We start from the raw sequence: 21,121 nt of genomic DNA, 5'->3' as shown, positions 1-21,121 counted from the left end.
GTTTGTTATGTTAAGCACAAAAAAAATTGTGATTACTGCTGTTTGTATTGTAGCTTTAACCGTTGGAATTTTTGGAGGAAGATATATAATTTCTGTGGAAAAATATAAAAAAACAATTAAAGAAATCAAAATTGGCACCGTAGATTTATCAAAAATTTCTGACGGGACATATACTGGCTCCTTTGATGCTGTTTATATAGCTGCAAAGGTTTCAGTTACAGTTAAAGACAACAAGATTACAAATATAGTTCTACTAAACCATAAAAATGAAAGAGGTAAACCAGCTGAGGTGATCCCTGAAAAAGTCGTGGAGGCACAGAGTCTTCAGGTGGACACTATTTCAGGAGCAACCAATAGTAGTAAAGTAATTCTGAAATCCATTGAAAACGCATTAGAATCAGCTAAATCTTAAAAATATTATATTAAGTTGAGGAGTATATATGGAGCAATTTGAGGATTTTGAAAGTTTTGGTATGGGTACTAACATAATTCAAAGAATTTATGGCACTAATGCAAAAGACGTTTCCATCCTAGGTGAACATGAATTAAAAAGACTTGAAGGGTTAATGAGTTTTTATCTTAGTACTAGTGAAATTAGTAAACTTAACTTAGAGGCTGGGAAAAATGAAGTTATTTTAGATGAAGAAACTTTTGAAGTTATAAAAAAGTCCAAAGAGTATTCAGAACTTTGCCATGGAACCTTTGATATAACTGCAGCAGCATTGGTTAAACTATGGGGTATATTCAGCAAAAACCAGAGGATTCCAGCAAAAGAAGAAATTGAAAATATACTACATTTAATAAATTACAAAGATATCATCTTGAATGAAGAAAAAAAATCGGCCAAGCTATCAAAAGCAGGTCAAAAAATTGATTTAGGTGCAATAGCTAAAGGTTATGCAGCAGATAAGATTATTGAGATTTATAAAAAGAATGCCGTGAAATCTGCATTTATCAATATTGGTGGTAATGTATTAACCCTTGGAAACAAGCCTGATAATTCTCCTTGGTTAATTGGGATTCAGAACCCATTTGAGCCACGAGGAAAAAATATAGGAGTTATAAAAATTTCTGATGAAACGGTTGTGACTTCTGGAGATTATGTGAGATATTTCAAAGAAAATAATATAAAATATCATCATATTCTTGATCCAAATACAGGCTATCCCGCTAATTCAGGCATAATAAGTGCTACTATAATAGGAAAAAATTCTATGGAGGCAGATGCTCTATCCACAGGCATATTTATTCTTGGTCTTATAGACGGTATGGAACTAGTAGAGAAAACTAATGGTATAGACGCTATATTTATTACTTCAGACAAAAAAATTTATGTAACTCATGGCGCAAAAGAAAAATTTATTTTTAACAGTTCTAGCCATGGATTTGAATATATCCAAGATACATTGTTTTAAATAGACAAAATATAGGAGTGTTTTATTTATGGTCCATGAATTGTTTGGTTGGCTCACATTGCTTTTTTTTATCTTAAGTTGTAGTTACGGTTTATTCAAGAGATTTAAAAACCTGAGCTTTAAAATAAATTTACCAGCTAAAAAGTTATTAGATTATCATTGTATTTTCGGTATAATAGCAATAATTATAGGTTTTATTCATGCTGGAAACAATCTATCCCATATTGAATTCTCCACTGGCTATATTAGCTTATTATTGATGATTTTGGTCACGTTGATAGGGATACTTATGAAGTATTTCAGAAAAACATATATGAAACATAAAATATTTTGGTTGTATACTCACATAATCCTTGCTATTATGCTAGCTGGTACACTTTTATTTCATATATTGACATATTTTCTTTTGCAATAATAAAAGGATGTAAGTAACTTAGATTTCACAAAGCTACTTACATCCTTTTTAATTGTTGGGTGAATTAGTGTTAAAAATTAAAATTGTCTGGATCCGATCCAACTCGACGATCTTCATTTAATGAATCAATTTGTTCCAAATCTTCTCTTGTAAGATTAAAATCAAACACACTTGAATTTTCTATAATTCTGTGTTCTTTTATGGATTTTGGAATAGTTACAACTCCATTTTGAAGATCCCAACGAATAATAACTTGAGCAATAGATTTACCATGCTTCTCAGCGATGCTTTTCAAAATAGCATTATCAAATAAATGACCCTGCATTAGAGGTGCCCAAGCTTCAAATTGTATGCCTTTATCCTTGCAAAATTTTCTTAAATCCTTTTGCGCTAATCGCGGATGAAATTCCACTTGATCAATGGCTGGGATAATTTCAGAATCTTGAAGCAAATCTTCAAGATGATGAACGTGAAAATTACTTACACCTATACTACGAACCATTTTTTCATTATAAATAGTTTCTAAAGCTCTCCAAGTTTCTTTATACTTTCCCTTCACAGGCCAATGGATAAGATATAAATCAAGATAATCTAATCCAAGCTTATTTAAACTATTTTTGTAAGCTGCTAAAGTTGATTCATAGCCTTGGTCTGCATTCCAAACCTTTGATGTTATAAATAATTCTTCTCTTGAAAGACCATTTTCTTTAAGGCTTTCTCCTATTGCTTTACCCACACCTTCTTCATTTCCATAAACAGCAGCCGTATCTATACTACGATATCCATTTTTAATGGCTGCCTTTACAGCGCTTACAACTTCTTCACCATCTTGAACTTTAAATACACCTAACCCTATCCAAGGTATTTCAATGCCATTATTTAATTTTACTGTATCTTGTAAATTATTTGCCATAATAATAATGCCTCCTTAATAATAATTATTAGTATACCCTTACTATATACCACCTAATAAATTATCACAACCGAGCATTCATTTAAAATTATTAAGTTATTTTAAACATTTTATTCCATAATTATATTCATGAAATAATTACAAATTTCTAAGTTAAATACTGATTGTGTATGTTAAAATATAGGAAAAAAATAAAAATAACTATTACATTAGAGGATTCCTACAAAAATAGTCGAACTATACTTTATTATAGATAATGTAAAATTCATGTAAGGTATATATAAGTCCATAAAATGATATTGGAGTGATATTATGTTTAGATCAACAGATGAAAAGAATTTTTCAATCTTAAAAATTGATAATAAGAATAAATTTAAATATGAACCAGCTAAAATAGGTATAACATATTTTTTGGTGGGTTTTATTTGGATTTTGTTTTCAAATTTAATTGCAGACAAACTTATTGGTAATAAAGATACTCTAGCAATGATAAATACATATAAAGGTTGGCTTTATGTTTTTGTATCATCATATGTGATTTATATATTAATACAAAACATGCTAAATAAAATACATTTATCAGATACTAAACTTAATGAAAGCTATGAAAAATTAACCTTAGCTCATGAAGAGCTTGAGGCTACAAATGAGGAATTAATAGCGTCTGAAGAAGATTTACGTAAACAAAATGAAGAAATTAATGCGCTGTATGAAGAGCTTGCAGCTTCGGAAGAAGAATTAAGACAACAACTGGACGAGATACTACTAAGTAAGGAATTGCTTGAATTAAGTGAAGAAAAGTATAAAACTATTATTAATAATTCGCAAAATATTATTTATAGTTGTGATACCAATGGTGTTTTTATTGCAGTAAACAATAAATTTTCGGAATTCACAAAAATTCCCGAAAGCAAAATCATCGGAAAAAATATCATTGACCTACCTTTTTATAATGGTTCAAAAGAACTCTCAGAAGCTATTAAAGAAGTTATTAATTCAGGGCAGACTACTAAATTTCAAATTGACTATAGTGAAAATGCCATATTTACTGTAACGGTTTCACCTATCTTGGATGCTAAAAATAAAGTTATAGGAGTTACTGGTACAAATCACAATATCACAAAAGCAAAAAAAAGTGAACAAATCATAAGACGAATGGCATACTATGATGATTTAACAGGCTTACCAAACAGAGCATTTTTCTTTGACAAATTAGAAAAAGAAATTCATATGGCTACTAAAAATTCCACCAAATTATTCGTTTTGTTTCTTGATATGGATAATTTTAAAAGAGTTAATGATTCACTTGGCCATGCTTTTGGAGATGAATTGCTTAAGGAAGCTTCAAGAAGACTAAATGCCTGTATGCGGGATGGTGACACTGTTGCTAGAATAAGCGGTGATGAGTTTTCCATACTTATTAAAAACGTTGAAAATACAAATGAACTCCTCCCTATTATTGATAATATTTTAAATGTGTTTTATGAAACTTTTCTTATTGGAACTAGTTCCATTAATATGACATCTAGCGTTGGTATATCAGTATTTCCACAAGATGGAGAATTACCGGAAGATTTAATAAGAAGCTCAGATATTGCAATGTATAAAGCAAAAGATCTTGGTAAAAATAAATATCAATTTTTTAATATTCATATGAAAAACGAACTTCTTAGAAAACTTAATACAGAAGTAATGCTTAGAAAAGCAATTAAAAGAGATGAATTTATTTTATATTATCAACCGCAGTTTGATGCTAAAACAAAAAAGCTTCGTGGACTTGAGGCATTGATACGATGGAATAGCCCGGAGCTAGGCTTTATGAATCCTCTGGACTTTATATCCATAGCAGAAGAGACTGGCCTTATTTCAGAAATAGGCAACTGGGTTTTAAATACGGCTTGCGCCTATGGCAAAAAAATCAATGATATCTATGGCAGTAATATAACAGTTGCTGTTAATATATCCCCAGTTCAATTAAAACTTACTAATTTTTATGATAGTGTTATTGAAGCAATTAATAAATCCGGTATAAACCCAGCTAATTTGGAGCTAGAAGTTACAGAAAATATCCTTATAGATAATTTTGAATTTTCTTTAAAAATTTTTAATGATCTGAAAAAATATGGAGTTAGTCTATCTTTAGACGATTTCGGAACTGGTTACTCATCTCTAAGCTACTTGAAAAAGTTTCCAATTAATTTACTCAAAATTGATAAATCTTTTGTTGATGAAATCAATATGATGAATCCTAAAAATGACTTTATTGAATCTATAATTTCATTGATCCACACCTTGGATATTCAGGCATTAGCGGAAGGAGTAGAGGATAAATTTCAATATGACTACTTAGCAGATGCCGGCATTGATAATATACAGGGTTATTATTTAGGAAAACCTTTACCAGCACTAGACGTTGAGAACGCACTGGCTGGAACATGGGCGCTCTAATTTATTCATAACCACTGTCCATGGATTAAATCTATCCATGTTTTTTTATTTTCCAGTATGTTTTTAGTTCCTAGGATTTTGAAGGATTTTGGATTTTAGTGTCGAATTGTATGTTATTATAAGTACTAAGATGTATGCTAATTTATTCATATAAATTTAATCCAATAAATCCTATAGAGGTGACGTTATGTTTAGACCAGCGGTTAACAAAATTCACTCAATATTAAAAATTAGTAACACAAATAAATTTAAGCTATCTAAGATAAAATTACTTAGAAAAATTGATTTATTAGAAAATGAAGCCATTGAGATTCATGAGAAACTAGTAGCATCTAACCGTGAATTACATAATCAGATTAACGAATTACATATAACTAACAATAAGTTGATTGAAAGTAAACGACGTTTAAATAGAGCTCAAGTTATTGGAAAAATAGGAAACTGGGAATTTGATTTGATAAATAGTCTTACTATTGGATCTGCAGAGGCTTTTAAGATTTATGGAGTAAGTACAAAAGATGGAATATTATCCCTAGATTATATAAAAAATGTCGTTGTACCAGAAGATAGATCTAAAATGGATACTGCACTGAAGCTTTTAATTGAAGAAAATTTAAAATATGACATAGAATTTAGAATTGAAAGAAAAGATAATGGTGAAAGACGACATATTCATTCTGTTGCAGAAGTTGAATATGATATTAATGGTAAAGCCTTAAGGGTTCTAGGTGTGATTCAAGATATAACTGCAAAAAAAACAAATGAAATAATCCTAAAAAACAATAATGACGAATTGAGTTCACTATACGAACAACTTGCAGCCTCTGACGAAGAATTAAAACAACAACTTGATGAGATAATTTTAAATAAAGAGTTACTAGATCTAAGTGAAGAAAAGTATAAAACTATTGTTAATAATTCGCAAAATATTATTTATAGTTGCACTGTTGATGGTATTTTTATTACGGTTAACAATAAATTTTCTCAGTTTACTAACATTCCTGAAAATAAAATCATTGGAAAAAATATAAATGATATTGTATGTGCTAGTGCAGCAAAAGAGCTGGAAACAAATATAAAAAAAGTGGTTAACTCTAGAAACACAATTAAATTTGAGAACAAATACAATGAAGATACAATATTCACTGTAACCCTTTCTCCTATATTTGATATGAAAAATAATGTTATAGGCGTAACTGGCACAAATCACGATATCACAGAATCAAAAAAAAGTGAACAGATTATAAGACGTATGGCCTATTATGATGATCTTACAGATTTACCTAATAGAACCTTTTTCTTTGATAAATTAGAAAAAGAACTCCAAATCGCCAAAGAAGCTGCCACTAAATTAGTTGTTTTATTTCTTGATATGGATAATTTCAAAAGGGTTAATGATTCACTTGGTCATAGCTTTGGCGATGAACTGTTAAAAGAAGCTTCTGTAAGGCTAAAAAGATGCATGAGAGGCAGCGATACAGTTGCTAGAATAAGTGGCGATGAGTTCGCTGTACTTCTTCAAAATGTAGATGATACAAATGGAATTCTGCCTATTATTGATGGCATTTTATCCGTCTTTAATGAAACTTTTCACATAGAAAATAGTTCTATTAATATTACATCTAGCATTGGTGTTTCTGTGTTTCCAGATGACGGAAGCTCCCCTGATGATCTAATAAAAAGTGCAGATATTGCAATGTATAGAGCAAAGGATCTTGGTAAAAACAAATACCAATTTTTTAATATTCATATGAAAAATGAACTGGTTAGAAAAATTAATATAGAAGTTCTACTTAGAAAAGCAATACAAAAGAAGGAATTTATTTTATATTATCAGCCACAGTTTGATGTTAACACACAAAAAATTCGTGGTCTTGAGGCTTTAATAAGGTGGAATAGTCCTGAACTTGGGTTTATGAATCCCCTAGAATTTATATCCATCGCAGAAGAGGCAGGTCTTATTTCACTTCTTGGAGATTGGGTTTTAAATACCGCTTGCAACTTTGCAAAAAAAATCAATGATATATATAGCAGTGATATCATAATGGCTGTCAATATCTCTCCAATTCAATTAAAACTTGGGGATTTTTACGATAATGTTATAGCTACTATAATTAAATCCGGCATAAATCCTTGTGATTTAGAACTGGAAGTTACAGAAAATGTTCTAATTGATAATTTTGATTTTGCTCTAGATATTTTTAAGAATTTAAAAAAATCTGGAATCAAGCTTTCATTAGATGATTTTGGTACCGGGTACTCATCCCTAAGCTATTTAAAAAAACTTCCCATCGACTTGTTAAAGATTGACAAGTCCTTTGTTGATGAAATTAATATATCAAATCATAAAAATGACTTTATTGAATCCATAATTTCATTAATCCATAAATTAGATATTAAAGCACTAGCTGAAGGTGTAGAAGATAAATTTCAGTACGATTACTTGAAAGAAGCTGGAATTGATCATATACAAGGTTATTATTTAGGTAAACCAATGCCTGGAGAAGAAGTTGAAAAAGCTCTTAATAATATATGGACACATTAAATAAAAAACCACTCTGACCTTAAATTTCATATCAGAGTGGTTTATATGCATTAGGAATTATTTTATATGCTCCTTAATATCTCCATATCCTTGTTCTGCCATTTTTTCATAAGGAATGAATTTTATAGATGCGCTATTTATGCAATACCTCCTGCCACCCTTTTCCTCGGGACCATCATCGAATACATGTCCTAGATGAATATCCCCACTTTTACTTCGTACCTCCGTTCTATCCATATTATAACTATTGTCTTTTTTAAGATTTACTGATCCTAAGTCCATTGGAGCTGTAAAACTTGGCCATCCACATCCAGAATCATACTTTTCTCCGGATGAAAATAATGGTTCACCTGTTACTACATCTACGTATATCCCTGGTTCTTTATTATCCCAATACTCGTTTTTATAAGCGCTTTCAGTGTTGTTCTCTACGGCAACCTTATACTGGATATCAGTTAATTTGTTTTTTAGTTCTGCATTGCTTGGTCTTGGATATTTCTTTTTTTCCATGTTAACATCGCCTTTCTCCATTTATAGTTTTATATTTTATGAGTTAATTATACCTTTTTAGTAATAAATCGCAACTATAAACTCATATAAAAAACCACTGAATTTTTATATAATTCAGTGGTTTTTTATTGTAACTTTTAGCTGCATAATTTAATCAAGCTACATGCGCCCTATTCTTTTTTCTCTTTTCTGATATTAATGTTATTGTTCCTGCTACAAAACATAATGACCCTAGTATAACAAGAACGCTAGTATCTATTGGTGATCCCGTTTGTGGTAATGTTTTAATAGCCAAATTACTTGAAGCACTATTTTTTATACTGCCTGATGATGGATTTGCTGTTGAATTTACTGGTGTGGTTGCTATTGGTGTTATATCCACTGGATTTACTGGAGTAGATTCAAGTTGAGTAATAGTTTTTTCAGCCACAGTTAGATTACTATAATTATCTACTAAAGCCATTTGCGTAGCTGTTAAATTGTTGTAAGCTAATCTAACATTGGCTACTGAATCTTTATCTGAAAGTGTAATCTTTGAAGGCAGTGAATTAATTATATCACTTACTTTTTGAGCTACACTTGCATCTGATGATTGAAGTGATGCTATTACATTTTCCGATGTATTTGAACCTATTAAATCATTGATATACACATCTGCATCCTGGTCATTTGCAATAATACTTACGGTATGGGCACCTGAGAAAATGTTTGCAATGGTTAATATTCCATTGGAATCAGTAGTTGCTGCATCTATACTAGAATTATCTATTGAGTATATTACCTTAGTATTAATTGCTGCAGTTGAACCATTTTTCACAGCAATAGTTGCCGTATAAGGTTTGTTTGCATAGCTTGAAATAGCCTTTACCCTTCCTTGAGTGGAAGGATAAGCAAAACTACCTCCTCCTTGCTTAGTAAGTTTTGTTATATATTGAGAAGCTATAACATCTAGTGCATTGCCTTCACCAATGTTTTTTAGACTCCCAAGCATTGTATAACCATCGCCTCCTCCAACCTCATAATCATTTGAAACTAATACAATTTTGGTGGTGGTATCGCTAGGATCAAGCGCTTGCTTATCAGTGCCGTCTGCATTTGTTAGCACTATTTTGGTTACCCTACTTAATGCAGCTTTTGCAGGATTGTATTCAAATCTCATACCAGAAATTTGAGGGAACCTACCATCTGCACCAGTAATTATACCTGTAGTAGAGTCTTGCCCTGCTATTTTAGAAACACCATTTTCAATAACCTTATAAAGAGTTGCAGGCGTCACTTCTTTTAGAGACAAAATATTACCAAAGGGAAGTACTGTTGTTATTTGTCCTTGATTTATATCTCCTTCAGGAATAGAATCCCTAACGCCTCCACCATTTTCTAATGAAATTACAGGAAGTCCATCGAAAGAAGTTCCTTTTATCTGTGACTTACCACTATCTACCATGGCATCAGCTACTAGATCTCCTAGGTTTGTTTCACCAAGTCTTCCAACTGATTGACCATTAACTGTTCCGCCCCATAAAGAGTTGTTTATCCTACCAACAACATTAGCAAATATAGGAGTCTGTGAAGCATTGATTTGAGTAGCTAAAGCTTTAACAGCTCCGTCAGGAGTATAAGATGTAGCGTTTGCTGCAGATATCATGTTCTCATTTGCAGTTACCGCACCCGCTCCATCAACCGTAATATCAATTTTACCTAGATTTACACTGTAACAGCCTGTTTGCACTATTAGTGTTTTATTTACATATTTGTTTTCAACTGTATGACTATGTCCATCAATTATTACGTTTATACCGTTAACCGATTGAGCAATATCATCACTTATTGGGCTACTTGAAGAATCATTACCAATATGCATTATTCCCACTACTACAGTGGCGCCTTCTGCTTTAAGCTTAGTAACTTCTGTTTTGGAAGTTGCTATGGGATCTTCAAAAGTTACACCTTGAAGGTTTGAAGGATTTGTTTTATAAACTGTTTCTTGTGTTATAATACCAAAAAAACCAATTTTAACTCCATTAACAGTTTTAAGAAAATCAGATCCGTTATTACCGTTTATACCTGCAAGCAAAGGTTGTCCATTTTGAATTGTGTTTGCTGAAACTATAGGAAAATTTGCAAGCGCTACATTAGATAATGTTTGAGCTTTACCATAGTCAAATTCATGATTTCCCAGTGCCATACCATCATATCCTGCTGCATTCATCAATCTGATTACGTCAGCACCTTTACTTATAGTTGCGAATGGTACCCCTTGTGTTGCATCACCTGCATCAATTAGCAGTGAGTTTGGTGTACTTTTCTTAATAGCCGCAACGTAGTCCGACCCAATTTGAGTTAGTACTGGTGGTTTTGCTGTATTAAATGCATCAAGCAAACGTCCATGCATATCGTTAGTATGAAATATTGTTATTTTTGTAGGTAATGTATCTGCTGCCGCTAAAACAGGAAGCTGCACAAATAAAATACTAAGTATCATTGCTAAAGATAAAATATGCAATACTAGTTTTTTGTGAAATTTACTTCTCATAATATCCCCCTCATAAATAATTGAATATAGAATTTTATATGTTATATAATTACAATTATAATATATTATGAGCATTAATATTATTAAGCTTTGTTTATTAGTGTAAAATCCACCTAACATTCTAATTTTCCCCATGCTGCAGAGAAGTTTCATTTGAATAATATTGTGCCTGTGCCGTCCAAAGCTGATGATATTTTCCATTTTCATTTGATATAAGCACGTCATGACTTCCACGCTGTATGATTTCACCCTGATGAAAAACTGCTATATTATCACAAAAGCGACAAGATGACAAACGATGGGAAATATATATTGCAGTTTTATGACCTACAATGTCATTAAATTTAGAGTATATTTCAAACTCAGCAATTGGATCCAGTGCTGAAGTTGGCTCATCCAAAATAATGAAATGTGCATCTTTGTATAAAGCTCGTGCAATAGCAATTTTTTGAGCTTCACCTCCTGATATTTCAACCCCATCCTCATCAAAATCTTTATAAAGAGGAGTATCTACGCCTTTAGGAAGTTCTGAGATGCGCTTACCGAGTCCTGCTTTACTAAGACATTGGAATACTTTCTCCTTATCAAATTCAACAGAAGTTGCCACATTCTGACCTAAAGAGAAGGAAAACAACTTAAAATCCTGGAAAACCACCGAAAATATGCTAATATACTCCTTATAATCGTACTTTTTAATATCTATACCATTAAGCAAGATTTCCCCATGTGTAGGATCATAAAGTCTACAAAGTAGCTTTATCATAGTAGTTTTACCGCTGCCATTCATACCAACAATGGCAAGACGTTCACCAATATGAAGCTTCAGTGACAAATTCTTTAACACATATTTTTCTGAGGCAGGATATTTAAAAGAAACATTCCTAAATTCAATTTCATATTCGTTATCCTCTCGTTTTTCCACAGGAAGGGTTCCGTGATATTTTACATTTTTTATATCCATAAAATCAAAGTAAAGCTTCAAATATTTATTATTCGTTCTCAAATCAGTAAAACTAGTCATAAGCTGTGAAAATCCATTAGTAAACTGATAAATGCTTCCAGTGTATTTAACTAAACTACCCACACTAAATATTCCAATTAGTGCTTTTAATCCAACAAATATGTAAACCACGCCGCTTAGAAATGATGAAATCGCCGCATTTATACTACTGTATCCACCCTTAATATTGCCAATATCCTTAAACAATTTATTGCCATTATGTAAAAAAGACATAGCTTCATTTTCAACAAGTTCCTTTTGATTATATATTCTTATATCTTTACCTGCCTTGTAACCGTCAATGTATTCACCAAAGTAATAATTAAACATACGGTTCATTGGTATAAACTTATCCATGATATTAAATTGTTTTTTACTACTTCTTGTGTTAGTAACCATAGTTAAAAAAGTTGATGCTAAAATTGTAGCAATCAAGATAATAGATAAAAGAGGTGAATTTATTATAGCAACACTCCCTTTATCTAAGCTGTTTTTTGCCATTGTAAAAAGGTTAAAAACGAAAAATACCGAAACTAAAATTGTTATTATACTTTTTATTAATCGATCAAATCCATATAACAGTTGACATACTCCTCCACCACACATATTTCTGCATTCTGATATTTTACGGCGCATCAATTCAATTTGTGGATTTTCAACATGTTCAAAATCCATTATTAAAACCTTGTTGTTTATCATCATCTCCTGTTTGTTATAAATCAGATTTGATTGTATATCTTTTAAATGAGATAGTCCGTTACCTATTAAAAGAATAGTAAAATTAAGCGTAATTGTAACTGCTACATAAAAAATCAATGTGTTCAATTTACGGTTGGTGGTCAATTCATCAATAATAAGTGAAGACATATATATATTGATAAAAGGGTACACAGAACTAAAAAGTGCCGTCATTGCCGTTATTGGAAGAACCCATCGTAGCATGTTATTTAATAATTTGAACCCTTTAATTAACATTTTCATATCATCTTTTAAAGATTCTAATTTGGGAGTAATATTAAACATTTGCCTCTCCTCCAATATTCTCTTTATAATAATGGCTCTGTATTTCAAACATTTGGGCATATTTACCATTAATGTTCATAAGCTCATCATGGGAACCAAGTTCAGCTATATTTCCATTGTTAAGAAATACTATTCTATCGCAAAAGCGAGTGCTTGATAACCTGTGGGAAATAAATATTGAAGTTTTATGTTTTGTTAAATCTCCATACTTTAAATATAATTCATTTTCTGCAATAGGATCTAGCGCAGCTGTAGGTTCATCTAGCACGATAATTGGTGCATTTTTATATAAAGCACGGGCGAGAACAAGTTTTTGCATTTCTCCACCAGATAAATCAATGGCTATTTCATTTATGTTTTTCATAAGCATTGTGTCAATACCATCGCTGAGGGTATCAATTTTTTCTTTTAATCCAGAAAGTTCTAGACACATTATCACTCGTTCTCTATTTATTTTATTCTCATTGCAAAGTGCCACATTTTTTGCAACTGATACAGGCATTATGCGAATATCCTGAAAAACCGCGGAGAAAAGTGTATAATATTCATCTCGGTTATATTTACAAATATTATTACCATTAAGTAAAATTTCACCAGATGACGGATGGTATAAGCCACACAACAATTTTATTAAGGTAGTTTTACCAGCACCGTTAATACCTACTATGGCTAGTTTTTCACCTTTGCTAATTTTCAAATTAAAGTTTTCTATCACATTATTTTCACTGCCAGGATAAGAAAAAGTTATATTTTTAAATTCTATATTGCAAGGCACGTCATCTTCTTTAGGTAAAGGAATGCCTTTGCCACGGTTAAACCTATCCGGCATATCAAGATAATCACGAAGGTCACATAAATCCAGACTCTTTACGTTTATTTCATTAACTTGATTTATAATCCCTGAGAGCCAACTGGAAAATCCAGCAACTGCACCAAAAAATAGTACGAAATCTGCCACCGAAAGTTTCCCTGCCAGTATCATATATATCAAATAGCCATAGGCAACACCATCACGAAAGAATATTAAAATGCCATCTACAATATTGGATAAGAAATGCCTCCAGGTAACCCTTTTTGTCCAACTTAATCGTTCATTAATAAAAAAACTATGCATTTTTTGAAACCAGTCCACCATACCATAAAGTCTGATATCTTTCCCATTTGAAAACTCTCCTGATCTTGTCTCAATGTAGTATATTTTTTTATCAATAGGTGCCCAGTTGTCCTTATTTCCATGCTCATAATTACGCACATATCGAAGCATTAAATAATTTATTGAAGTAGTAATAATCAGTAAAATAACAACCAGTGGATTTAACATAGAAATTATACTGCCATAGAGAATAAACCCAAGGCAACTAGCAATAATTTGCACCAAAGAAATTATAATAGCCACAGTTCCACAATCATTGTTATTCACATTGTTAAGTGCTTTTTGTAATTTTGCCTGACCTTTTTCATTATCAATATTTTCATAATCAGTGTCCATGGTTTTTATACTGATCAGATTAATATATCTTAATCTGTAAGATTGAGCACTCCATTCAATTTTTCCATTGGCATAACTATCAAATGCATTTAATAATGCAACTATTAGCGTATAACCACCTACTACAGCTATTAATCTTTCCGGACTTGCTTTTGCAGTTAATTCATCTATTACAAGCTTTGGTAAATAAATTGCAGAAAGAGGTAGCAATACTAGCGCCGGTATACGAAAGCCGCATAATATAAGTAGGTTTTTATCCCATTTCCCTAGGTTACCGATAATAAAACGCATATTATTCCATACTGTATAGGATGGCTTTTTACTTTTATGCCTTTGGTTTTTTTTATCATTGGCCATTAAATATCATCTCCTTATCCAGTATAATATCTTATTTTAACCTTCAAAATTAAGAACGTGCACCAATGGTATTCCACAGTGCACGAATGGTAAAAAAGTTCTATAATGGTAGCATTATTTCAGTAGCAAAAACACCAGGTTCGTTCTGCCTGTTCACATATCCATCATACTTATTTATAATTGTATTTATACGTTTAATACCAAATCCATGGTTTTTATCTTTGGTGCTAATATACTCTTTGTTTATCTTTTTCACTTCTCCACTAGCAGAATTTGAAACTGAAATATAAAGCTGATTTTTTAATATACCTATATATACACGTATAAAACGATGATTTTCATTTTCGATTTTCATGCAAGCTTCTGTTGCGTTATCAATGAGATTTCCGATTATAATGCAAAGATCAATTTCTGATATATTTATTTTCTTAGGAACCGCAGCTTTAGCATTTATATTGATTTTTTTAGATTTTACAAGAGATATCTTGCTATTTAAAATTGCATCAACCATTATATTTCCTGTTTTCAAAACAGTATCAATGGTTGTTAGATCCGAGTCAAGCCTTCCCAGATATTCCTCCAGCTGAGGTATTTGATTTAGTGTAACATATGCTTTCATAGCTTGGATATGGTTATGATAATCGTGACGCCATCCACGCATTTGCTTGTAAATATTTTGTACCTCATCATAATGTTTTGTTATTAAGTCATTTTGATAAGCAGAAATATGCTTGTCTACAAGATGAGCTATGCTAATTCTGACAAGTATTATACTTGTTAGAATTAAAGTTATGGCCACTAGCAAAGCTCCAATATATATTAAATATCTCATGATTTATTCCCCCTGTAGTAAGTTATAAATGCTTTATTAATATCATTATAAATCCTTCTACTAACTGGGATTATTTTATTGCTATCAAGGGTAATACCTGACTTGCCAATTTTAGAAATATATTTTAAGCTAGCCAAATAAGAACGATGGCATCTAACAAACATTGTACAATCAAGTTCTTTTTCAAGTTTTCCTATACTCCTATTGACTTCGTAACTATTCTTTGTAGTTTGAATTAAAACGCCATGGGCAAAGGCTTCCACGTAAACAATATTTTCTTGCATAATACGTATATTCATGCTGTTAGCATAAGCCATGATAAATTTCTGTTGTCTAATTATTTTCCTACAAGCTTTATCAAGGCAAGCATACAACTTGTACTCTTTCACAGGCTTTATAAGATAATGAAGAGCTGATACATCATAACCCTGGTCCATGTAATCCGATAAACCTGTAATAAAAATAATGGACAGATTTTCATCTGACTTTCTGATCCTTTTAGCCAGTTCAATTCCGTTTTCACCAGGCATTTGAATATCAAGAAGCAAAATGTCAAAGCTTTTATCATTACTCCACTGAAAATAGAAACTTTCAGCACTTTTATATGATGAGATTTCAATGTCTTTTGATGATTTTTTTGCCCAATCTACTACAAACTTTGAAAGCAACTCTATTTGCAGTTCTTCATCATCACATATGGCGATTTTTTTTTGCATAGTATCCCCTTCATTTCAATTATCTTAAAACAAATTATACCTTTACAAAGTAAATTTTACAATATACACTTTTGTTGTATATTGTAGCTAATAAAAGACCACCGAATTATTTTTTATAATCCGATGGTCTTTTATTGGTGAATTGTATTTTTCAATAAATAATAAATATGCTGAAGCTTCCAGTTATAAAGAAGCTTTATATATGTTTAATACATCCTCAGCTTCTAAAGGCTTAAAGCTGCCAAGATTTCCTCTCACTGTAGCTTGATTTGCCATTTTCTCTAATTTTTCTTCCCCAATTCCAATTTCTTTTAATGTAGAAGGTATACCTAATGTTACAAAAAACTCTCTAGTCTTTTTTATAGCACTATGAGCGATTTCATATTTATCACCACTAGCATCAAGTCCCCAAACATTTACTCCATATTCAACAAACTTATTTAATGTTTTGTCATTAAGCGCATATTCCATCCAATGTGGTGTTAAAATTGCAAGTCCAACTCCATGGGTAATATCATAAAATGCACTTAATTCATGTTCCATTCCATGAACACTCCACTCTGTTTCTTTTCCATAACTTAATAGACCATTTATAGCAAGACTTGAAGTCCACATTAAGTTTGATCTTGCTTCATAATTTTCAGGCTCATCAATAGCTTTTTTACCATAGTTTATGCAAGTTTTAAGAAGTGCTTCTGCCATTCTGTTTTGCACAAAAGCTGAATTTGTATTACTAAAATAAACTTCAAAAATATGACTCATTATATCTGCTGTACCCGCTGCCGTTTGATTTGCAGGTACTGAAAATGTATAAGTTGGGTCCAGTATTGAAAACTTGGGATTCATGTCTTTATGTCCAGTACCTAATTTTTCACTAGTTGCTAAATTTGTAATTACTGCACCTGCATCCATTTCAGAACCAGTAGCTGCCAGTGTTAATACCGTAGCAATTGGAAGAATCTTAGTAATTTTTCTTGGATCAACAACTATATCCCAAACATCGCCATCATAATAATAACCTGCTGCTATAACTTTTGCACAATCAATTGTACTTCCTCCGCCTACAGCAAGTATAATATCTATTTTATTCTCTCTACATATTTCAACGCCCTTTTTTACTGTTGTTACTCTTGGATTAGGTTCCACGCCTGGTAGTTCAAAAAAACTTATCTCACTTTTATTAAAAATGTCCACAATTTTGCCATATAAACCACTTCTTTTTATGCTACCGCCGCCGTAGACAAGTAAAACTCTAGAACCATAATTCTTAACTTGCTCTGCAAGTACTTCTATTTTATTCCTTCCAAAAAATATTTTTGTAGGGATTGAATAATCAAAATTTAACATAGTATAATCTCCTCTATTTTAATATTAGTTTTTACCTTACTTATTTATTACTTTTACCTGGAAAATTTCTCTACTAGACTTTTAAGCACTTCACCATGACGGACTTCATCTAATGCAACAGCTTGAATTTTATCAGCAGCCTCATCTAATCCAAGATTACCTGCAAGTTTAGCAAATTCAGATAATCTATCTCCAGCTGCAGTTTCAAGTGGCGACATTTTACTTAGAGTGTTAAAAATATCTTGATTTGAATGTCCATTTAGTACAGCGTATAAGCCAGCATGTCGTGCTTCATCCATAGCAATATTTAAAAGTGCCTCTGAGACTTCATCCTGACCGCCTTCTTTAGCTAGCAATGCTAAAGCAGTGTAAAGTGATGCTCCCTTTTCTTCGCCTATGCAATTTTTATCTACTTGTTCTTCCAATTCTGTTCCTTTTGTTATTCCAAAAATACTCATATAAAATCCTCCTGATAAATAACTATATTTTTTTTATTCCAATCCAAAAAATTTCAAAAACCTCATTTATAACTTTTTCATCAACTTTAAACATATCTGAATTGTTTGTTCTATATAATTGATTTACTGTTCCAAGCATGGCTACCATTACAGCTTCATAGGACACATCCCTAATGGTCTGAGAGTTAATAGCTCTTTTATAAAGATCTTTTAGATGGGAATACCTAGCCAAACTACTTTTAACTATATCTTTATTTATAAATGGAGATGTAGCAAACTGATCCATAAATTTAGCCTCTAAAGGGTTTTTAATAAAATAATTGATCATATTTTTCCACTTCAAACCATACTCATCTTTTTCCGTAATTCCTTCTTGCATGCCCTCTAAAATAGCATCATTAAAATTTTTTTTTACATAGGCATATAGCTCATTAATAATATCATCCTTATTTTTGAAATACCTATATATTGTCCCTGCTGCAACGCCAGAATCACTGGCAATAAGAGATACAGGTGTTGCGTGAAAACCATTTTCAGTAATAAGCTTTAGTGTACTTCGCAAAATCAAAGCTTTCTTATCCATTAAATTAAAAATCCTCCTTTGGAATGAACATTCATTTCATATATCAGATTATATTATAAATGATTAAATGTCAATATTTTAACCTTTTTTTACAATACGTATTCGTGGATATTTATGATGAAATAAATCATTCATTGCTAATTTTAGATAATTCGGTGGTTTTTCACACCATATATTGCTGATTATTAAAAAAAGAAATGATAAAAATGTAGAATTTACTTTTATTATAATATATAATATATTATAACCCATATAACCCATACAACTCATTGGTTAATATATAAATGGTGATTTTTTAGCTTAAAGTTACAATAATAAATTAAGATTTGAAAGGGGGACCTATTTTGAAATTAAAAGTAAGGACAAAATTGGTTTTATCATTTGTATTAGTTGCTTTATTAATTGTGGTAGTGGGTGTTATATCATCATTATCGTTAAAAACTGTATCTAATAACTCAAATGCCATGTATTCTGTTGGAATGCAAAGTGTTTTTATGTCGGAGGCCAGTAAACAGGATTTAACACAAATTCAAAATGATTTTTTAAAATTACTTTATATACGTGATGATTCTGCAAAAGCTGATTTAGAAATTGACATCCATAAAAATAGAGCTGAGATTCAACAATATATTCAAAATTTAAGTGATTTACAAGTAAATTCAGCTGTGGATAAAACATGGACGGCCTACTTATCTCAAGAGGCAAAGTATATTAAATTAAGTGAAGATATATTAAAATCCATTGAATCAAATAGTTATGATGACGCATTAGCTCAGTATAACAATATCCCTGAAATAGCAAATGCAATGACTTCCAGTTTAAATAAGAATATTAATAATAATCTTACCGCAACAAAAAATTTAAGCAATAATAATAATTCATTATTTAAAAATGATAATAAAATCATCATCCTATTAATTATAGTAGGTGTCTTACTTGCAATAGGTTTAGGTATTATTGTTTCAAAGAATATCAATAAGCCTTTATTGAAAATTAAACATTTAGCAGAAAGGCTTGCTGAATTTGATCTATCCACCCCTGCTCCTACAACAAGAGGTGATGAATTTTCTGAAACTGCAACAGCACTAAATACAGCCCAAGAAAATGTTAAAAACTTAGTGAAAACAATTATAGAAAATTCCCAGGAAATGAGTGCTTCTAGTGAGGAACTTTCAGTAACTGTTGAAGAGCTTGCACTAAAGTCAGAAAACATAAATAATGCAGTTGGAAAAATAGCTAATGGTGTTCAAGAAGCTAGTGCTTCAGCTGAAGAAATTACAGCATCAATACAAGAAGTTGATGCAAGTATAAATGAATTATCTGATAAATCCATGGAAGGAAGTAACAATTCAAGCCAGTCCATTGATAGAGCTACAAATGTACAAGCCAAGGCCAAATCTTCCATACAAGAATCTAACAATGTTTATGAAAAACAAAAACAAAAGATATTAAAATCTATTGAAGATGGTAAAGTAGTTGGAGAAATAAGTAATATGGCTGATACTATAGCAAAAATTGCAGATCAAACAAATCTATTAGCGCTAAATGCTGCAATAGAAGCTGCAAGAGCAGGAGAACATGGTCAAGGTTTTGCAGTTGTTGCAGATGAAGTTAGAAAGCTTGCTGAGCAGTCCTCTGATGCTGTAACTTCTATCCATGGAACGATTTCAAAAGTCCAAATGGCATTTGAAAATCTATCTGATCACAGTAATGAAATATTACAATTTATAAATACAAATGTAAATTCGCAATTTGAATCTTTTATAGATACAGCTGACCAGTACTATAATGATTCCCATTTTATAAGTAAAATGTCGGAGGAAATAGCCTCAATGTCAGAAGAACTTAATGCTACAATTAATCAAGTCAGTGTAGCTGTAGGAAATATGGCAGATATTTCACAAAAATCATCTGAAAATGCTGAAACAATTAAAGATAGTGTTGAAGAAACTACAAAATCCATCGCTTTAGTATCAATGACAGCAAAGAGTCAGACAGAACTTGCACAAAGATTAAATGAAATGGTACTTAAATTTAAACTATAAAAAGATAACTGCCTAAAAAAAGGTTCCCACAAAAAATCGTAGGAACCTTTTTTTATTTGATATTTGCTCCTACTTTAGATATAATAAAATCAGTTTTATTTATGATTGGAAGTGATACCGTGTTTAAATTTGAAGATATTATATCTGGTAATTATTCTCAGTACCCTGAAGAAATACAAAAATATATGGAAAACTACTCAGAACTATTAAGAGACAAAATTAAAGATGAGTTAATTAAAAACAAAACAGATAAGATGCTTAAGAATATAGATAAAAGTAACGAAACCTTTATCACCGTTTTAAGTGAAATACTAGAAAATGGTACTAAAGGCTATAATAAAATGTCTACTAAGACACTTATTGATATGTACTTAGATATAAAAAGTCCAGAAGAATTTGCTACTATGCTAGAAAGTATTAATGACGAAATTTAGATATAAAAAAGGTTCTAACAAAATCGTCAGAACCTTTTTCATTAAAAATCTTACAAAT

General features: G+C 31.2%; 16 protein-coding genes. 6 read left to right on the top strand and 10 right to left on the bottom strand.

All coding sequences use genetic code 11. The features are described 5' to 3' along the window. Positions 1 to 7 precede the first annotated feature (7 nt). Complete coding sequence (locus BR66_RS0102680) at positions 8 to 412, top strand: FMN-binding protein (RefSeq protein WP_026881505.1); 405 nt, start codon at positions 8 to 10, stop codon at positions 410 to 412. A 28-nt stretch (positions 413 to 440) separates the two neighbouring features. Continuing rightward, positions 441 to 1,415: an FAD:protein FMN transferase gene (locus tag BR66_RS0102675; protein ID WP_026881504.1), complete on the top strand. Its 975-nt coding sequence runs from the start codon at positions 441 to 443 to the stop codon at positions 1,413 to 1,415. Between the two features lie 485 nt (positions 1,416 to 1,900). On the opposite strand, the gene BR66_RS0102665 is transcribed toward BR66_RS0102675, so the two are convergent. Further along, positions 1,901 to 2,743, bottom strand: coding sequence for an aldo/keto reductase (locus BR66_RS0102665; protein WP_026881502.1), 843 nt, complete (start codon positions 2,741 to 2,743; stop codon positions 1,901 to 1,903). A 312-nt stretch (positions 2,744 to 3,055) separates the two neighbouring features. Between BR66_RS0102665 and BR66_RS23015 the strand changes: the two genes are divergently transcribed. Together BR66_RS23015 and BR66_RS23010 are read left to right on the top strand one after the other, a co-directional pair. Further along, positions 3,056 to 5,191, top strand: a complete 2,136-nt coding sequence (locus BR66_RS23015) for an EAL domain-containing protein (RefSeq protein WP_051624075.1) — start codon at positions 3,056 to 3,058, stop codon at positions 5,189 to 5,191. A 187-nt stretch (positions 5,192 to 5,378) separates the two neighbouring features. Beyond that, positions 5,379 to 7,736 (top strand): sensor domain-containing protein, encoded by a 2,358-nt coding sequence (locus BR66_RS23010; RefSeq protein WP_051624074.1) that lies wholly within the window; start codon positions 5,379 to 5,381, stop codon positions 7,734 to 7,736. Between the two features lie 57 nt (positions 7,737 to 7,793). Here the strand turns inward: BR66_RS23010 and msrB are convergent, their stop codons facing one another. The 9 genes from msrB to BR66_RS24680 form a co-directional block, all read right to left on the bottom strand. Next, positions 7,794 to 8,246: a peptide-methionine (R)-S-oxide reductase MsrB gene (gene msrB / locus BR66_RS23005; RefSeq protein ID WP_051624073.1), complete on the bottom strand. Its 453-nt coding sequence runs from the start codon at positions 8,244 to 8,246 to the stop codon at positions 7,794 to 7,796. Positions 8,247 to 8,400: 154 nt separating this feature from the next. Beyond that, on the bottom strand, positions 8,401 to 10,779 hold the full coding sequence (locus BR66_RS0102645) for a bifunctional metallophosphatase/5'-nucleotidase (RefSeq protein WP_026881501.1): 2,379 nt from the start codon (positions 10,777 to 10,779) through the stop codon (positions 8,401 to 8,403). A gap of 121 nt (positions 10,780 to 10,900) precedes the next feature. Continuing rightward, positions 10,901 to 12,802: an ABC transporter ATP-binding protein gene (locus BR66_RS23000; RefSeq protein ID WP_051624072.1), complete on the bottom strand. Its 1,902-nt coding sequence runs from the start codon at positions 12,800 to 12,802 to the stop codon at positions 10,901 to 10,903. Further along, positions 12,795 to 14,648, bottom strand: coding sequence for an ABC transporter ATP-binding protein (locus BR66_RS0102635; protein ID WP_026881500.1), 1,854 nt, complete (start codon positions 14,646 to 14,648; stop codon positions 12,795 to 12,797). Before BR66_RS0102635 ends, BR66_RS23000 begins: the two co-directional genes overlap by 8 nt. Before the next feature lie 100 nt (positions 14,649 to 14,748). Further along, a complete protein-coding gene (locus BR66_RS0102630) occupies positions 14,749 to 15,480 on the bottom strand; it encodes a sensor histidine kinase (RefSeq protein ID WP_035795332.1) in 732 nt (243 codons plus the stop codon). Further along, on the bottom strand, positions 15,477 to 16,196 hold the full coding sequence (locus tag BR66_RS0102625) for a LytR/AlgR family response regulator transcription factor (RefSeq protein WP_026881498.1): 720 nt from the start codon (positions 16,194 to 16,196) through the stop codon (positions 15,477 to 15,479). The genes BR66_RS0102630 and BR66_RS0102625 overlap by 4 nt, the downstream gene beginning before the upstream one ends. Positions 16,197 to 16,379: 183 nt before the next feature. Beyond that, a complete protein-coding gene (locus BR66_RS0102620) occupies positions 16,380 to 17,543 on the bottom strand; it encodes an iron-containing alcohol dehydrogenase (RefSeq protein WP_026881497.1) in 1,164 nt (387 codons plus the stop codon). 53 nt (positions 17,544 to 17,596) lie between these two features. After that, complete coding sequence (locus tag BR66_RS0102615; RefSeq protein ID WP_026881496.1) at positions 17,597 to 18,001, bottom strand: ferritin family protein; 405 nt, start codon at positions 17,999 to 18,001, stop codon at positions 17,597 to 17,599. A 22-nt stretch (positions 18,002 to 18,023) separates the two neighbouring features. Then, positions 18,024 to 18,584 (bottom strand): TetR/AcrR family transcriptional regulator, encoded by a 561-nt coding sequence (locus tag BR66_RS24680; protein ID WP_051624071.1) that lies wholly within the window; start codon positions 18,582 to 18,584, stop codon positions 18,024 to 18,026. Positions 18,585 to 18,928: 344 nt separating this feature from the next. Here BR66_RS24680 and BR66_RS0102605 point away from each other — a divergent pair, with 344 nt between their 5' ends. Beyond that, a complete protein-coding gene (locus BR66_RS0102605; protein ID WP_026881495.1) occupies positions 18,929 to 20,629 on the top strand; it encodes a methyl-accepting chemotaxis protein in 1,701 nt (566 codons plus the stop codon). Positions 20,630 to 20,748: 119 nt separating this feature from the next. Further along, positions 20,749 to 21,063 carry a hypothetical protein gene (locus BR66_RS0102600; RefSeq protein ID WP_026881494.1) on the top strand — a complete coding sequence of 105 codons (315 nt, stop codon included), beginning with the start codon at positions 20,749 to 20,751 and terminating at the stop codon, positions 21,061 to 21,063. Positions 21,064 to 21,121 lie beyond the last annotated feature (58 nt).

It is taken from the genome of Clostridium akagii DSM 12554 (genome assembly GCF_000686725.1).
Lineage (GTDB): Bacteria > Bacillota > Clostridia > Clostridiales > Clostridiaceae > Clostridium_I > Clostridium_I akagii.
The sequence above is the reverse complement of the archived record's forward strand: the minus strand, read 5'-3'. Positions and strand labels throughout refer to the sequence as shown.

Coding starts and splice junctions, on each gene's coding strand:
- BR66_RS23010 (WP_051624074.1), top strand. CDS start 5,379: ATGTTTAGACCAGCGGTTAACAAAATTCACTCAATATTAAAAATTAGT.
- BR66_RS0102625 (WP_026881498.1), bottom strand. CDS start 16,196: ATGCAAAAAAAAATCGCCATATGTGATGATGAAGAACTGCAAATAGAG.
- BR66_RS24680 (WP_051624071.1), bottom strand. CDS start 18,584: ATGGATAAGAAAGCTTTGATTTTGCGAAGTACACTAAAGCTTATTACT.
- msrB (WP_051624073.1), bottom strand. CDS start 8,246: ATGGAAAAAAAGAAATATCCAAGACCAAGCAATGCAGAACTAAAAAAC.
- BR66_RS0102680 (WP_026881505.1), top strand. CDS start 8: ATGTTAAGCACAAAAAAAATTGTGATTACTGCTGTTTGTATTGTAGCT.
- BR66_RS0102645 (WP_026881501.1), bottom strand. CDS start 10,779: ATGAGAAGTAAATTTCACAAAAAACTAGTATTGCATATTTTATCTTTA.
- BR66_RS0102665 (WP_026881502.1), bottom strand. CDS start 2,743: ATGGCAAATAATTTACAAGATACAGTAAAATTAAATAATGGCATTGAA.
- BR66_RS23015 (WP_051624075.1), top strand. CDS start 3,056: ATGTTTAGATCAACAGATGAAAAGAATTTTTCAATCTTAAAAATTGAT.
- BR66_RS0102615 (WP_026881496.1), bottom strand. CDS start 18,001: ATGAGTATTTTTGGAATAACAAAAGGAACAGAATTGGAAGAACAAGTA.
- BR66_RS0102635 (WP_026881500.1), bottom strand. CDS start 14,648: ATGGCCAATGATAAAAAAAACCAAAGGCATAAAAGTAAAAAGCCATCC.
- BR66_RS0102675 (WP_026881504.1), top strand. CDS start 441: ATGGAGCAATTTGAGGATTTTGAAAGTTTTGGTATGGGTACTAACATA.
- BR66_RS0102620 (WP_026881497.1), bottom strand. CDS start 17,543: ATGTTAAATTTTGATTATTCAATCCCTACAAAAATATTTTTTGGAAGG.
- BR66_RS0102630 (WP_035795332.1), bottom strand. CDS start 15,480: ATGAGATATTTAATATATATTGGAGCTTTGCTAGTGGCCATAACTTTA.
- BR66_RS23000 (WP_051624072.1), bottom strand. CDS start 12,802: ATGTTTAATATTACTCCCAAATTAGAATCTTTAAAAGATGATATGAAA.